The organism is Pseudomonas aylmerensis (genome assembly GCF_001702265.1).
In the GTDB taxonomy this organism is placed as follows: Bacteria; Pseudomonadota; Gammaproteobacteria; order Pseudomonadales; family Pseudomonadaceae; genus Aquipseudomonas; species Aquipseudomonas aylmerensis.
This window is the reverse complement of record NZ_MAUE01000001.1, coordinates 63,887-77,035: the sequence shown is the minus strand read 5'-3', so window position 1 is coordinate 77,035 and position 13,149 is coordinate 63,887. Positions and strand designations below refer to the sequence as shown.

Sequence of the window (13,149 nt, the reverse complement as noted above, 5' to 3'; positions counted from 1 at the left end):
GGAAGCACTACGCATGAAGCGATTGGCCGGACTTTCCGCACTTGCCTTGATTATCTCCAGCACCAGTGGCTGCGGTTGGATCTGGGGCCCGGAAGGCTACTTCCGTGACCGCGGCAGCGATTACCTGGAAGCACAAGCAACCAAACCGATGCAACTGCCGCCGGACGTCAATGTCGCCAAGCGCCTTGACCCGTTGCTGCCGATTCCACGCAATGTGGCCGACGACACCACCAAGGGTGAGTACGTGGTACCACGTCCACAGCCGATCTCGGCCGTGGCGGATGCCAGCGACTACAGCCTGCAGAAGAGCGGTGATTCGCGCTGGATCATGGCCCAGCGTCCACCTGCCGAAGTCTGGCCGGTGGCGGTGCAGTTCTTCCAGGACAACGGCTTCCGTATTGAAGAGCAGCGTCCACAGACCGGTGAATTCACCACGGCATGGCAGCACAGCAGCGAACTCTCCGCCAGCATGGCCAAGCGCCTGCAGGCCGGTGGTGTAGCCGCTGACAGCGAAGCCCGTGTGCGGGTGCGCATCGAGCCTGGCGTGCAGCGCAATACCAGTGAAGTCTACGTCGTCAGCGCCGAGCGTCCTGCCGGCAGCACCGCCAACGTCGATTTCACCAACCGTTCGGTCAACACCGGTGTCGACTCGGCACTGGTCGACGAGATGCTGGCCAGCATGAGCCGCATTTCCGAGAAGGGCGGTTCCGTCTCCCTGCTCGCCGCACGTGATTACGACACGCCGAGCCGCGTCAGCCTCACCGAAGACGGCAGCGGCAACGTGGTGCTGAACCTGGGTGAAGACCTGGACCGTGCCTGGGCCAGCGTTGGCCGTGCCTTGGAGCAGGGCCCATGGCGTGTTGAAGACATCAACCGCAGCCTGGGCCTCTACTACATCAACGTGGCTGAAAAAGCCGAGCGCAAAGATGAAGAGCCAGGTTTCTTCGGCAAATTGTTCGGCAGCAAGCCGACCAAGGAAGAGATCGAGACCCGCGCCGAGCGCTATCAGGTTCGTTTGAGCAAGGTTGGCGAAAGCGTACAAGTCACCGTCGAGAAGAACATCAATACCGTTGCGCCAGCTGAAACAGCGCGCAAAGTGTTGGGCGTGATTCAGGACAACCTGGGCTGATCCGATGCGTTTTGCCGTTCTCGGCAGCGGTAGCCAAGGGAACGGCACGCTGGTCGCTCATGACGACACGTACGTGCTGGTGGATTGTGGTTTCTCGTTACGGGAAACCGAGCGGCGCCTGCTGCGCCTGGGTGTTCACCCCACGCAGCTGAGCGCGATTCTGGTGACCCACGAACATGCCGACCACGTGCATGGCGTGGGTTTGCTGTCTCGGCGCTACAATCTTCCGGTGTACCTCAGTCGCGGTACCTTGCGCGGGATGCGCAAACCGATTGAACCCGCAGGTTTCCTGGCCGGTGGCGAGCAACTGCAGATCGGTGCGTTGAGCATTGATGTGATTGCCGTGGCGCACGATGCCCAGGAACCGACGCAGTATGTATTCAGTGATGGCGAGCGGCGTTTCGGCGTGCTTACCGACCTGGGCTCCTACTGCGCCAAGGTGCTGGACGGTTACCGGAACCTCGATGCATTGATGATCGAATCCAATCACTGCCGGGACCTGCTGGCTCGCGGTCATTACCCCTACTTTCTCAAGCAGCGGGTCGGTGGCGAACTGGGACATTTGAACAACCACCAGGCGGCGTACCTGGTGTATGAGTTGGGCTGGCAAGACCTGCAACACCTGGTCCTGGCCCACTTGAGCAGCAAGAACAACCTGCCGACGCTTGCCCGGCAATGTTTTGTCGACACCCTTGGGTGCGACCCGGACTGGCTGCAACTGGCCGATCAAGATTCAGGGCTCGACTGGCGACACATCGCCTAGCCCACCTCACTCAAAGCGGAGCCCATCATGGAAAAACGTGAAGAACTCTACCGCGGCAAAGCCAAGTCGGTTTACAAGACCGACGACGCCAACCGCCTGATCCTGCTGTTTCGCAACGACACTTCGGCGTTCGACGGCAAGCGCATCGAACAGCTTGATCGCAAGGGCATGGTGAACAACAAGTTCAACGCCTTCATCATGCAGAAACTCGAAGCGGCCGGCATTCCGACCCAATTCGACAAACTGCTGGGCGACAACGAGTGCCTGGTCAAGAAGCTGGACATGATCCCGGTGGAATGCGTCGTGCGTAACTACGCCGCCGGCAGCCTGGTCAAGCGCCTGGGCGTGGAAGAGGGCCTCAAGCTCAATCCCTACACCTTCGAGCTGTTCCTGAAGGACGACGCCAAGGGCGACCCGTTCATCAACGAATCCCACGTCGTGGCATTCGGCTGGGGCACCGCTGAGCAACTGGCGCGCATGAAAGAGTTGTCCCTCAAGGTCAACGACGTGCTGAGCAAGCTGTTCGACGACGCCGGCCTGCTGCTGGTGGACTTCAAGCTCGAATTCGGCGTATTCCACGATGGCTCCATCGTCCTCGGCGACGAATTCAGCCCGGACGGCTGCCGCCTGTGGGACAAGGACACCAAGAAGAAGATGGACAAAGACCGCTTCCGCCAGGGCCTCGGTGATGTGATCGAAGCCTACGAAGAAGTCGCCAATCGTCTCGGCGTACCGCTTTAATCGACGCAAGCATCTGATAGCACGGAAAAAAATCGCGTTTGGGGTTTGCTTCCGCGAAACACACTGTTATGATGCGCGCCGTTGGAGAGATGCCAGAGTGGCCGAATGGGACGGATTCGAAATCCGTTGTACCTTCACCGGTACCTAGGGTTCGAATCCCTATCTCTCCGCCATTATCGAATAAGACTAAGCCCCTGTAATCATTGATGATTACAGGGGCTTTTTCGTTTCTGTCGATCCATTTAGGGCATTTCTAGGGCATAAACCTTGCCCGTTATGCCGCTCTAGTCCGTCCTAAACCCCAGCATTTTCGACACGACACCGGCCATGCTCTTGGTGTCTTTGGGTATCCACCTCCCATAATGTTTTCTCACCATCGTGGTGTCAGCATGTCCAAGCTGTCTCGCTACCCATTCCACTGGTACATAGCTCGACAGCATCTGGCTCGCGAAGGTATGACGGCATTGGTTGGCGCCTCGGTGTCGGACCTCTGCCTTCTTCAGGTGAGCCGTGAACCAATTGCTCAAGGTCTTTCCGCTCCATAGCAGCCCGCTGGTGGAGCTGCGGAAAAGAAACCTGACTTTCATCTTCTTCGACGTGATGTTGTCACGCTGGATAACGGTGATCTCTTCCGCGGGGACCTCTCTTGCAGCAGCTACGATCTCTCGCATCAGTACAAGTGCAGGATCGATCAGCTCTATCACCCTAACCCTGGAGCGCTCTTTCGGGACTTTGAACTCACCAACGACCAGCGCACGACGAACCTGCACTAGGCCGGCATCGAGATCGATATCTTCGACAGCGAGCGCGATGAGCTCGGATAGCGAAAGTCCGGCCCAGCAGTTGAACTCAATCATCCTGCTATCATGTCGTCTGTCCGGATCCGCTTTGCCGATCAGCTCGATCTCGGTGCGGCTGAAGGGATCGGCGTGCTCAAGGTCTACGTCCGAACCGACGTTACTGATTCGGTCCAGTGCGTTGGCTTTCAAAATGCCGTCGCCAAAGGCGTCAGCCCAGACGCCACGAACGACGGTGAAGATGTCGTTTACTGTCTTAGGGGATAGCCCTTGCTTTAGCAATTGAGCTTGGAATAGCTCTATATCGCTCTTGCTGATGTCGACGATTCGGCGTTTGCCAAATTTGTTATCGACGTGCTTGGCCTTGCTGACATAGTTAACGACGGTACTTGATGCTTTAAGCGCCCTTTGAACCTCCAGCCATCGGTCGATACCTTCTTTGACTGTACGCTTTAGGGACGGGCCGCCGGTGTCCGTGAACATGGCGGCCCTTGGTGAGTTGGGAAAGTGAGCCGCATAATCGAAACGGCCCTCTCTAATCTCCGCTAAGATGGTGCGCCGTTTGTTGTCGGCGTATGCAATTGCGGCTTTGTTTACTTTCGAGATTCCTTCGAGAGGTTCTCGGCAACGTTGGCCGTTGAAAATGAACCAGATGCGTAATTGCTTGCCATTCATCTCGACGCCTGTGGGCATCTTGTCAGTCATGGTTGGCCTGCCATCCACTTTTCAATGGCCTCCTTGTTATAAACAAGCACGTTCGCTGGGTCGGTTCGATAGTGCTTCCCTTCTAGCCAGATCCCGCGGGATCGGTATTTGCGGACTGCTTCCGTGCTTAATCCAAAAACTGGATACAGCAGATCCTGCCGAAACCAGGCGCCTGGAGTTATGTGGAAATCAATTTTTTCTGCGGCGCTCATGCTCTCACTCCTTTTGGCTGAATGCCTTTCATGTGATCGGTCCTTTTTTGGGTTACTACGCGTTTTGCTAATTGAAGCGCTTGTTCTCGTAGAGGTCTGGCGTCGCGCTCGAGCTTCTTGCCAGTACGAAATACGCTGAAGGTTTCGGCGGCAATTCGCAGTAGGTCGCCGATGGCGACCAGCGTCTGCTTTTCTGTCGGGCCGAACTGCGGACTTGCTTCAAGAAGTTTGCAAGTTTGTGCCAGGCGCGCGTGATCAGCCCTGATGAACTGCAGGGAGGCCTGAAGCTCGCGTATGGTTTTGGCGCTCACGGCGCGCTGAATGTCTTCACTCTCGCGCAGGCCGACCTCCAGACCATCTCTGCGGCCCATGATGTAATCGCCCCAAATAAGGAGAGCGGCGAGCGCCGTCAGGATGACGAGTGCAACTATTTGTATTGGAGTCATCATTTGGTGTGCTCCTGGGGTTGTCGTGGGGTAGTGGTAACTGCCGTTAATGGAGTGGGTGCAGCATCGGGTTGGTCTTCCTGCTGTCGCTGCATGTCTTCATCGGCCTTGTAGGCGCAGATGTCGATCAACGAGGCCATGTGCCGGATGTGGACGTATTTAAGTGCCTTGCGACTGGCGTCGATCGTGGTGATCGGAAGCTGAATCCGGCCGTTGTAGATCTCAGTCACGAACAACTGCGAATTCAGGTTGCGAAAATAGGCCTCCCGAATTTTTTCCAGCGGGATCAGCACATTCCCGAAAGTGCGATAGAGCATTTCAACGGTGGTCGATTCAGGCGCCGGATGAAGGCGAAGCGGTGTTTGGTTCGCGTTGTTCATGTGGCTATTGAGCCTCCTTGCGTTTGGATCGTGATGGGTGGTTCCAGGCGTTCAGGCAATGGCGTTTGGTCAATTCCCGCAGATGTTCAGGCACCTCCTGGAGCGCGGCATTGCGCTCCTCACGTGTTCGCATTGCGATGATCTGTCGGGCGTATTCCCTAGGCCACGTCACGGCGGCCTGCCGGAATGGCGGGGAGGTCGATACCCAACTGGTCAGCCAGCCAGCGGATTCCGGCCTGCTTGACCCGAGTCGACTGGCTGTACTGCATGCCGTATTTCTCGTCGTACCAGGGACTGCTTTTGATCCGCAGATAATCATCGTCACGGTTGAGATCCGCCGGCAGGTTTCCCTTGAGCAGACCCTTTTCGCGCATGCGGGCGATGAGCTTGGGGCGGGTCAGGCCGAGATGAGCAGCTGTTTGGGCGAGGGTACGTTCCATGTCGCCCACCTTAAGCCGCGTGTGCAGCAGGAGTGGCCGCTGCAGCAATTTGGCTGATGGATTCGCTGACTTTGCCGTAGATCTCGACATCGGTACCGCACGCGGTAAAACACCGGGTACGCGGGCTCTTTTTGCCGATGCTGAGGATGGCGGTGATGCAGGAGAGAGTGTGCGGGCGATGAACAGCCACGTGCAGCGGCAGATCGAAACCCATGTCGAGGCTCAGCACGCCGCCGGTACGAATCAGCTCGAACACCCGTTGCTTGTCCTGGACGTCAAAGCGGCCGTATTGGCGATCGGCATGCGCGCGATGCGCCGGGTCGCTGGTGTTGCTCGGATCAAGCGGGCCGTTGGCAATCTCTTCGATGAAGTCGGCTAGCTTGAGGTGCATCTTCTTGTCGTTCGGCAGGGTCAGCGTGTGGCGTTCACTGCCCAGCTCGATGACAAAAGTGCTTTCCACGGGGCCGCGCTCAGCCTTGAGACGGAATGCCAGGCACTCGCGCTTCGGCGCTGTGCGCAGAACATGGTTGAAGGTCTCGCTCAGGTTGACCTGGGCATTGAGCAACTGCAGGGTACGGTTGTCGATCTTGAACTTGATCATGCCGCGTGCCCTCCGCCGTTCGGATGAACAGGAGAGGGCTGACAGGACTTGGCGACAAGCTTGGGTTTGCTGTTATGAATGACGACCAGGCAGCCCGTGGCGAGCTGCAGCTGTTCGATCAGTTTTCGATTGCTGACGCATGCCGGATGGACATGCAGGGATGCGGTGGTACGCATGGTGAAGCCTCACTGTGGTAGGAGAGTGAGGCGAAAATAACCTAGGTGTTAGCATGATGCAATTACTTTGGTTTTAGATCTTCAATTTCTTGGAAGAGGAGGAGCATTCACGGGGCGGATTGTCGACCACCAAAATACTCGACCTAAAACTTTCATTTGCTGCTCTACAAACTGGTCAAATGTATAGGATTCATCTGGATGTTCAGCTCTGTTATAGCTCACGAGCTTCAGTCCACCACCCTCCAAACGTTCCAGGAATTTAATCCTCAGCGCGCCCTCTTGCTCAATGGCATAGAGATGGTCAGAAATGATTTTGGTCATGCCGCGGTCTATTCCGACCGTCGCACCGTGAAGGATTAACGGTTCCTGGCTCCTACCTGTGACTGGCGCACATAACGCATTAGCAGGGTGGACGCCGCACTGCCGAAGTGTTGCAAGGGAAAAACGAAGCACACGGCCATATTCAGCCTGAACAGCTGTTCTCCCTGCCCCAGCTGAAATCTCAACTTGCTTAAAAAGTGGTATCTCCACCTCGTCATCATTCAAGGGGGTGTCGTTATCCCACGCGGATACCGGTTCAAGAATAAGAGGCGGGGGTGATTTTTCCTGACGACGAGTGATGGGCACTATGCTGGCTGGCATATCGCCATTCTCAAGCCACGGTAACGAAAGGTTAAGTCCGCGAGCTATAGCGCCTGTTTTGCGGCTTTCTCGTGTTTGGCCATCTACGATTTTGAAAATCGTCGCTTGAGAGCATCCCGAAAGCTTCGCCACATCAGTTTGACTGAGGTTGAGTTGCTCCATGGCATATTTCAGCCGATCGGAGAGCGTGGGGAGGAGATCGATCGGTAAGTATTTCATGGGGTAATTCTACGACCTCGGTTATAGGGCGTCCTAAACTATTGGGTGTTGACTTGTCTATTACGAAGGTTGTAGATTCGCTTCGTCGTTCATCAGGGAGAGCTTAATCAGTGACTTACTGCGTTAAAGACGCCGAGCTATGTCGGCAGGCCTTAGAAAAGGTCATCAAGATTTGCGGTAACAACCAGTCAGAGCTTGCTCGCCGCTGCAACGTCAAGCAACCGCATGTCTGGAAATGGGTCAGGGCGGGGCGGGTTCCCACCGAACGTGTGCATTCGGTTGCTAAGGCATCGGAAGGAAAAGTGTTACCCCACGAATTGCGTCCTGATTTACCTGATCTTTTTCCAGCTCCAGCTCCAGCTCCAGCTATTTCCGCTGTCGCTGCATAAAACCTAGAAAAAAGGCGACCCAAGGGCCGCCCAGTTCCTCCCGTTAGCATCATCACATGCTGCCGGGGCGCGATGTCGGTAGGTGCGCACACCACATGCCGCCGACCTCCATCGCGTTTCCAAGGCTCGGAAGCCTTGGTGTTGCTGCCGTTCTTACCACAGAGCTGGCAGCTGTTGCGCCAGGGGGGAACAACGGATTGTTCGCCCCGGCACGGTGCCGGTTGTCCCCTGCAAGGGTTACCGGCGTTTGGGCCTCTCCAGACCACGCGGCAAATGTATCACCAACATCTGTCGCATGGCACTGGCAACTTTTAGGATTAATGCCATGAGCCGAATCGCTCTCAGTTCTCTGGAACGGGCGCAGCGGGAAATCCTGCCGCTCGATTTAGCGCTGTACCACGCCGCTCGCGAATACCCAGGCGGCGCTGCTGCCATCGCTGCCACGACCGGTCGTAACCCGACCACGCTGCAGCACAAGCTGTCGCCAACCCATCCGAGCCACTCCATCAACATTCAGGAGTTTGGCGAAATCCTCGAACTGACCAAGGATCGCCGCATTCTGGATGCGGTGCATGCGCTGGTCGGCGATACGATCTGGCAGGAGCTAGCCGACACCTACACCAACGACATGCCCGAGACCCTGACCACGGGTATCGCCGAATACTTCCGTCAGGTCGCCGATCTGGCCGAGACCTGGGCCAAGAGCATTGGCGACGGTGTGGTGACTGATCAGGAACTGGCGGCGATTCGCCTGCAGGTGTTCCGCGGCATTCAAGGGCTGCTCGGGTTGTTCAACCGCGCCACCTACGTCAACCAGACGACGCGAGGTGCCGACCGTGGCTGACATCGCCGATTTCGCCAACGATCTGGTGCAGGAACGCATCGATCAGGCCATGGCAGCGCGCAGCGCTGCCAAGGCCGAGAGTGCTGCCCATTCCTTGCTGTTCTGTGAAGCCTGTGACGATCCGATTCCGGAAGCACGCCGACTGGCCCAACCGGGTTGCTCGCAGTGCATCAGCTGCCAGTCCCTGTCTGAGCGGGGGATTCAGCATGCTCGATGAGGTATTGGGCCAATTCGCCGACTACGGTCTGGAGCCAGCGCAACCGCTGGTGTTCGGCAAGCTGACCCGCTGCAAGACAGCGCAGGACAAGGGCAAGGAAAAGAACGGCTGGTACGTGGTTCACGAGCAGCGCACGGAGAAGGGCGACACGCTGATCTTCGGCGCCTTCGGTGATTGGCGTTCGGGCGAGACGCAGAAGATCAAGGTCAAGGCCGGGCGCATGTCGCCGGAAGAGCGCGAAGTGATGCGCGCTCGCCAGGAGGAAGCCAAGCGCCGTGCCGCCGAAATCGCGAACAACGCTGCGCGGCGGGCGGCGAAAAGGGCGCAGGGTTTGTTCGAGCGCATGCCGACCACCGGACGCAGCGACTACCTGGACCGCAAACAGATCGTCGGGATCAATGTGCGTTACGCGCCGCGCACCGGCGCCGTGCTGGTCCCGATGAAAAATGCCCGTGATCAAATCATGGGCCTGCAGGTGATCTTCCCCAGCAAGCAGGAAGACACTGGCCGCGACAAATCCTACTGGCCTTACGGCATGGCGAAGGAGGGCACCTTTCACCTGCTCGGTCCGCACCCGGAGCCGGGTGAACCGGTGCTGGTGTGTGAGGGTTACGCCACCGGCGCCAGCCTGCACATGGCGACCTCGCTCACTGTGGCGGTGGCCTTCGATGCGGGCAACCTGCTCGCGGTGTGCAAAGCCATGCGTGAGCGTTTTGCCGGATGCCCGCTGATCATCTGCCGCGACGATGACTGGAAGACCACCAAGCCCAACGGTGATGCGTGGAACCCCGGCGAAGAGAAGGCCGGCAACGCCGCGCTGATTGTCGGTGCCCAGGTGGTTGCGCCGACCTTCGCGCTCGAGCGCCACGACAAGTGGACCGACTTCAACGACCTGCACGTCGCCGAAGGTTTGGATGCGGTTCGCCGACAAGTGCTCGCGGTTGTGCGTCCACCGGCCGCCGGTGGCTGGAAAGATCAGCTGGCTCGCAGCGAGAGCGGGGCCCTGATCGCGCACATGCAGAACGTCGAACTGATCCTCGCGCATGACGAACGCTGGGCCGGGGTGATCAGCTACTGCGCCTTCAGCTCGAAGATCGTCAAGCTGCGGGCTGCTCCTTATGGGGGTGGTACCGGCGAGTGGGCCGACATCGACGACGTGCGGGTGATGAAGTGGCTCGCGCAGCAGTACAACCTGCGCGTGAAGTCGTCGCACGTGATCGAGGCGGTGAGTGTCGTGGCCCACGACCACGCCTTTCACCCGGTGCGCGAGTACCTGAAAAAACTCGAATGGGATCGTGTGCCGCGCCTGGAGCGTTGGTTGACGGATGTGATGGGGGTGAAGGCAACGGATTACACCTCCAAGGTCGGCAAGCGCTGGATGATCTCCGCCGTGGCGCGGGTGATGAAGCCGGGCTGCAAGGCGGACTCGGTGATGATCCTCGAAGGCGTACAAGGCGCCGGTAAGTCGACCGCGATGAGCGTGCTCGGTGGCGAGTGGTTCATGGACACGCCGTTTGCCCTCGGCGACAAGGACGGCTTTCAGGCGATTCGTGGCAAGTGGATTGTCGAGCTGGGCGAACTGGACAGCTTCAACAAGGCCGAGAGCACCAAGGCCAAGCAGTTCTTCTCGGCGTCGACCGACACCTACCGCGAAAGCTATGGCCGCAGAACGTTGGACGTGCCACGCCAGTGTGTTTTCGTCGGGACCACCAACCAGGACGAGTACCTCAAGGACGCCACCGGCAACCGGCGTTATTGGCCGGTGGCCTGTACCAAGGTCGATGTGCCGTTGCTGCGCGAGATCCGCGACCAGCTGTGGGCCGAAGCGGTGTTCTGCTTCGAGGCCGGCGATCTCTGGTGGGTGACACGAGAGGAAGCACCGATGTTCAGCGAGGAGCAGGACGAACGCTTTGTGGTGGACGAATGGGAAACACCGATTCTGAACTGGCTCGAAGAGTCGCAGATTGGCGAGACCACCACCGGCAGTGAGGTGATGAGTCAGGCGCTCAAGCTCGATCCCGGTCATTGGGGCAAACCCGAGCAGATGCGCGTCGGTGCGATTCTGCATCGACTGGGGTGGCGACGGTTCCGTCTGGGGGCTTTGAACAAGAGCGGTCAGCGGCCATGGGCGTACAAGAAACCCGAGCACTGGGGCAGGGCGCCTGCACTTCAGAAGGAAGAATTCGAGGAGCCGTGCTTCGATGATTAAAGCGATCGATATGGCCCTCAAACAATGGGCCCAGGAGCTGCACAGCGACGAAGTGGCCGCCGGTTATTCGGGCGGCAACATGGTCGCCATGATGATGGAGAGCGGTGGTCAACTGGTGCGCGGCCGGCGCGGGAGCCGGGTGCCGCTGGAAGCCTCGCTGGACATTGAGCGCATCGTCAAGAAACGCCTCGACCCCGAGCTGATGACCGTGGTCAAGGTGCATTACTTCCAGCCTGACGCGCCCTTAGCCGCACGTCTGACCCGCAGTGGCTGCACGCGCAACGTCTACTACCAGCGCCTGCACGACGCCCACATCGTGGTCGAGCACTTCCTCCTGGGGGAAGCGGCTTGATCGTGGGCATCTCTCTGGCTCATGCCGTCCCACTGGCCTGCCTCCGTCCCACCGCTTTTTGCGGTGGTGGGACGGGCGCAGGCCGCGTCGTTGTTGGGCTGTCCCACCGTCCCACCTTTTTCATGCCTCCCGCCCGTGTGTGCGTAGCGGGTACAGGTACGCGCGTTTACGCGCACGCGTGCTTTTTAAATTTCTTTCTATACACGAGAAAAGAGAGATAAAAGTAGGACGGTGGGGCAGAGCCCCAATCTGCGGGGCTTTCAGACGTCCCACCTCGTTTTAAAGAGGTGGGACGCATGGGACGCCAGAAAAGCAAAAGACAGCCGGGACAGATATTCACCGACATTCGCCAGCCGTTCACCGGGTGTCACCCACACATTCACCGGGTGGCATTAAAACGGTCTTGCTGCCACCAGAATCGACCTGTAAAAAGGGGCCATCTTCGATGGGTGCGACCGCAAAGCGCGGCAGGCCACCCACCACCTGACCCGACCATTGCGCCGGGTCTTTTTGTTTAAGGGGCAGGGCAATGACGAACGAGCAACAGGCACTGGCAGAGATGCCGATCTGGTTGGTGATTGCTCTTTCCCTGGTTGGCGGTGTGTCCGGCGAGATGTGGCGCGCCGACAAGGACGGGGCACGAGGTTGGGCGTTACTGCGCCGGCTAGTACTTCGCTCCGGTGCCTGCATCGTGTGCGGCGTGTCGGCGATGATGTTGCTGTTCGGTGCGGGCCTGTCGATCTGGACAGCGGGCGCCCTGGGTTGCCTGACCGCGATGGCCGGCGCCGATGTCGCCATCGGCTTGTACGAGCGCTGGGTGGCCAAGCGGCTGGACCTGAGCGAGGCCGAGCCGAAAGCATGAGCCGGGCGGGCCGGGTAGGGCGCAGATTTCACGGGTCCTCCCCAAGGGCCGCCCCCTACACGGGTTATCGAACTCGCGGAATCTCTCTAGCTGAAATGGTTGCAGGGATGTCCGTCTTTCCAACGGAATTGGGGCAGGGCATGGCACTCGGATGCTGGCTCGACCGGCCGGACCCGGCAGAAACCCGCCGGGGACCCTGGGGACTTTCAAAGGACACGGGGTCGGAAACCCGCGGGATCTTGTTAGTGGGAGGCCCGCCAGCTTACTGAAATTTCAATCCACTGAAATCTTGAAAGGATTCATTGAAAAGCCGCTGAAAAGGAGGGCTTATGACCGTAGCCACCTACCTATCCAAGAGCGCCTTCGCTGCGCACATCGGCCGGTCACCGAGTTACATCACCTGGCTTAAGGAAAACGGCCGACTGGTCCTGTCTCCCAATGGCAAGCAGGTCGACGTGCTGGCCACTGAAGCGTTGATCCGCGATACCGCCGACCCGAGCAAGGCTGCCGTCGCTGCTCGCCATCAACAGGAGCGGATTCAGCGTGATGTGTACAGCCACGTCGCTGCACAATCCGAGCCGACTAACATGGCTGCGCCGCCGCCCGCTGATCCCGCGCAAGGGCAGTCCCCGGACTTTCAGAAAGCACGAGCGCATCGCGAGCACTACTTGGCGCGGATGGCGGAGATGGAGTTTCGCAAGGCCCAAGGTGAACTGGTGGAAGTCAGCTTCGTGCAGAAGGCCGCTTATGAAACGGCGCGTTCGCTCAATCAGTCCCTGATGAGCCTGTCGCCACAGTTGGCGCCTCAACTTGCTGCGCTATCGGACCCGTGGGAAGTGGAGCGGGAGCTGACCGCTGCGCTACGTCAACGGCTTAATGAAGCAGCTCAAGTGTCCAGCGACGACTTTGGACTTTTATCGGACGAGTGCTAAGGCGAGAGGAGTTCACAGGGTGAGCCAAATGGTCCGCTTTCGGCCAAAAGCGGACGCTCACTAGCGACCGCTACAGGTAACAAGCAGTCGGCG

The 13,149-nt window shown here is 58.7% G+C and carries 18 protein-coding genes and 1 tRNA gene; 11 read left to right on the top strand and 8 right to left on the bottom strand.

The genetic code is table 11. The features are described from left to right. Window positions 1-13: 13 nt before the first annotated feature. The 4 genes from bamC (at window position 14) to BBG20_RS00345 (ending at window position 2,806) form a co-directional block, all read left to right on the top strand. A complete protein-coding gene (gene bamC / locus BBG20_RS00360) occupies window positions 14-1,129 on the top strand; it encodes an outer membrane protein assembly factor BamC (RefSeq protein WP_065899399.1) in 1,116 nt (371 codons plus the stop codon). A 4-nt stretch (window positions 1,130-1,133) separates the two neighbouring features. After that, complete coding sequence (locus tag BBG20_RS00355; RefSeq protein ID WP_065899398.1) at window positions 1,134-1,892, top strand: MBL fold metallo-hydrolase; 759 nt, start codon at window positions 1,134-1,136, stop codon at window positions 1,890-1,892. A gap of 27 nt (window positions 1,893-1,919) precedes the next feature. Continuing rightward, window positions 1,920-2,633 (top strand): phosphoribosylaminoimidazolesuccinocarboxamide synthase, encoded by a 714-nt coding sequence (gene purC, locus BBG20_RS00350; RefSeq protein WP_010212191.1) that lies wholly within the window; start codon window positions 1,920-1,922, stop codon window positions 2,631-2,633. 83 nt (window positions 2,634-2,716) lie between these two features. Continuing rightward, a tRNA-Ser gene (locus tag BBG20_RS00345) sits at window positions 2,717-2,806 on the top strand. A gap of 111 nt (window positions 2,807-2,917) precedes the next feature. Here BBG20_RS00345 and BBG20_RS00340 read toward each other — a convergent pair. The 8 genes from BBG20_RS00340 to BBG20_RS31490 form a co-directional block, all read right to left on the bottom strand. After that, complete coding sequence (locus tag BBG20_RS00340; RefSeq protein WP_065899397.1) at window positions 2,918-4,135, bottom strand: Arm DNA-binding domain-containing protein; 1,218 nt, start codon at window positions 4,133-4,135, stop codon at window positions 2,918-2,920. Beyond that, the gene (xisR, locus tag BBG20_RS00335) at window positions 4,132-4,347 is read right to left on the bottom strand and encodes an excisionase family protein (protein ID WP_027614470.1); all 216 of its coding nucleotides are present in this window, start codon (window positions 4,345-4,347) and stop codon (window positions 4,132-4,134) included. The genes BBG20_RS00340 and xisR overlap by 4 nt, the downstream gene beginning before the upstream one ends. Further along, window positions 4,344-4,796 (bottom strand): hypothetical protein, encoded by a 453-nt coding sequence (locus tag BBG20_RS00330; protein ID WP_049827962.1) that lies wholly within the window; start codon window positions 4,794-4,796, stop codon window positions 4,344-4,346. The genes xisR and BBG20_RS00330 overlap by 4 nt, the downstream gene beginning before the upstream one ends. Next, window positions 4,793-5,173 carry a pyocin activator PrtN family protein gene (locus BBG20_RS00325; RefSeq protein WP_027614472.1) on the bottom strand — a complete coding sequence of 127 codons (381 nt, stop codon included), beginning with the start codon at window positions 5,171-5,173 and terminating at the stop codon, window positions 4,793-4,795. The genes BBG20_RS00330 and BBG20_RS00325 overlap by 4 nt, the downstream gene beginning before the upstream one ends. 158 nt (window positions 5,174-5,331) lie before the next feature. After that, window positions 5,332-5,613, bottom strand: coding sequence for a phage antirepressor KilAC domain-containing protein (locus BBG20_RS00320; protein WP_027614473.1), 282 nt, complete (start codon window positions 5,611-5,613; stop codon window positions 5,332-5,334). Between the two features lie 10 nt (window positions 5,614-5,623). Then, window positions 5,624-6,214, bottom strand: a complete 591-nt coding sequence (locus BBG20_RS00315) for a hypothetical protein (RefSeq protein WP_027614474.1) — start codon at window positions 6,212-6,214, stop codon at window positions 5,624-5,626. After that, window positions 6,211-6,390, bottom strand: a complete 180-nt coding sequence (locus tag BBG20_RS31495; RefSeq protein WP_081730299.1) for a hypothetical protein — start codon at window positions 6,388-6,390, stop codon at window positions 6,211-6,213. Before BBG20_RS31495 ends, BBG20_RS00315 begins: the two co-directional genes overlap by 4 nt. An 81-nt stretch (window positions 6,391-6,471) precedes the next feature. Next, window positions 6,472-7,251, bottom strand: coding sequence for a LexA family transcriptional regulator (locus BBG20_RS31490; protein ID WP_081730300.1), 780 nt, complete (start codon window positions 7,249-7,251; stop codon window positions 6,472-6,474). A 110-nt stretch (window positions 7,252-7,361) separates the two neighbouring features. Between BBG20_RS31490 and BBG20_RS33415 the strand changes: the two genes are divergently transcribed. The 7 genes from BBG20_RS33415 (at window position 7,362) to BBG20_RS00280 (ending at window position 13,056) form a co-directional block, all read left to right on the top strand. Continuing rightward, window positions 7,362-7,640, top strand: a complete 279-nt coding sequence (locus BBG20_RS33415) for a transcriptional regulator (protein ID WP_081730301.1) — start codon at window positions 7,362-7,364, stop codon at window positions 7,638-7,640. A gap of 325 nt (window positions 7,641-7,965) precedes the next feature. Further along, window positions 7,966-8,484, top strand: coding sequence for a phage regulatory CII family protein (locus BBG20_RS00305; protein ID WP_025112490.1), 519 nt, complete (start codon window positions 7,966-7,968; stop codon window positions 8,482-8,484). After that, on the top strand, window positions 8,477-8,701 hold the full coding sequence (locus tag BBG20_RS00300; protein ID WP_008080171.1) for a TraR/DksA family transcriptional regulator: 225 nt from the start codon (window positions 8,477-8,479) through the stop codon (window positions 8,699-8,701). Before BBG20_RS00305 ends, BBG20_RS00300 begins: the two co-directional genes overlap by 8 nt. After that, entirely contained in the window at window positions 8,691-10,910 is a 2,220-nt protein-coding gene (locus tag BBG20_RS00295) for a VapE domain-containing protein (RefSeq protein ID WP_027614476.1), read from the top strand. The genes BBG20_RS00300 and BBG20_RS00295 overlap by 11 nt, the downstream gene beginning before the upstream one ends. Beyond that, the gene (locus BBG20_RS00290) at window positions 10,903-11,262 is read left to right on the top strand and encodes a PA0613 family protein (RefSeq protein ID WP_027614477.1); all 360 of its coding nucleotides are present in this window, start codon (window positions 10,903-10,905) and stop codon (window positions 11,260-11,262) included. The genes BBG20_RS00295 and BBG20_RS00290 overlap by 8 nt, the downstream gene beginning before the upstream one ends. Window positions 11,263-11,791: 529 nt before the next feature. Then, the gene (locus tag BBG20_RS00285; protein WP_027614478.1) at window positions 11,792-12,124 is read left to right on the top strand and encodes a phage holin family protein; all 333 of its coding nucleotides are present in this window, start codon (window positions 11,792-11,794) and stop codon (window positions 12,122-12,124) included. A 329-nt stretch (window positions 12,125-12,453) separates the two neighbouring features. Continuing rightward, on the top strand, window positions 12,454-13,056 hold the full coding sequence (locus BBG20_RS00280; RefSeq protein WP_027614479.1) for a hypothetical protein: 603 nt from the start codon (window positions 12,454-12,456) through the stop codon (window positions 13,054-13,056). Window positions 13,057-13,149 lie beyond the last annotated feature (93 nt).

Coding starts and splice junctions, on each gene's coding strand:
- bamC (WP_065899399.1), top strand. CDS start 14: ATGAAGCGATTGGCCGGACTTTCCGCACTTGCCTTGATTATCTCCAGC.
- BBG20_RS00355 (WP_065899398.1), top strand. CDS start 1,134: ATGCGTTTTGCCGTTCTCGGCAGCGGTAGCCAAGGGAACGGCACGCTG.
- purC (WP_010212191.1), top strand. CDS start 1,920: ATGGAAAAACGTGAAGAACTCTACCGCGGCAAAGCCAAGTCGGTTTAC.
- BBG20_RS00340 (WP_065899397.1), bottom strand. CDS start 4,135: ATGACTGACAAGATGCCCACAGGCGTCGAGATGAATGGCAAGCAATTA.
- xisR (WP_027614470.1), bottom strand. CDS start 4,347: ATGAGCGCCGCAGAAAAAATTGATTTCCACATAACTCCAGGCGCCTGG.
- BBG20_RS00330 (WP_049827962.1), bottom strand. CDS start 4,796: ATGATGACTCCAATACAAATAGTTGCACTCGTCATCCTGACGGCGCTC.
- BBG20_RS00325 (WP_027614472.1), bottom strand. CDS start 5,173: ATGAACAACGCGAACCAAACACCGCTTCGCCTTCATCCGGCGCCTGAA.
- BBG20_RS00320 (WP_027614473.1), bottom strand. CDS start 5,613: ATGGAACGTACCCTCGCCCAAACAGCTGCTCATCTCGGCCTGACCCGC.
- BBG20_RS00315 (WP_027614474.1), bottom strand. CDS start 6,214: ATGATCAAGTTCAAGATCGACAACCGTACCCTGCAGTTGCTCAATGCC.
- BBG20_RS31495 (WP_081730299.1), bottom strand. CDS start 6,390: ATGCGTACCACCGCATCCCTGCATGTCCATCCGGCATGCGTCAGCAAT.
- BBG20_RS31490 (WP_081730300.1), bottom strand. CDS start 7,251: ATGAAATACTTACCGATCGATCTCCTCCCCACGCTCTCCGATCGGCTG.
- BBG20_RS00305 (WP_025112490.1), top strand. CDS start 7,966: ATGAGCCGAATCGCTCTCAGTTCTCTGGAACGGGCGCAGCGGGAAATC.
- BBG20_RS00295 (WP_027614476.1), top strand. CDS start 8,691: ATGCTCGATGAGGTATTGGGCCAATTCGCCGACTACGGTCTGGAGCCA.
- BBG20_RS00290 (WP_027614477.1), top strand. CDS start 10,903: ATGATTAAAGCGATCGATATGGCCCTCAAACAATGGGCCCAGGAGCTG.
- BBG20_RS00285 (WP_027614478.1), top strand. CDS start 11,792: ATGACGAACGAGCAACAGGCACTGGCAGAGATGCCGATCTGGTTGGTG.
- BBG20_RS00280 (WP_027614479.1), top strand. CDS start 12,454: ATGACCGTAGCCACCTACCTATCCAAGAGCGCCTTCGCTGCGCACATC.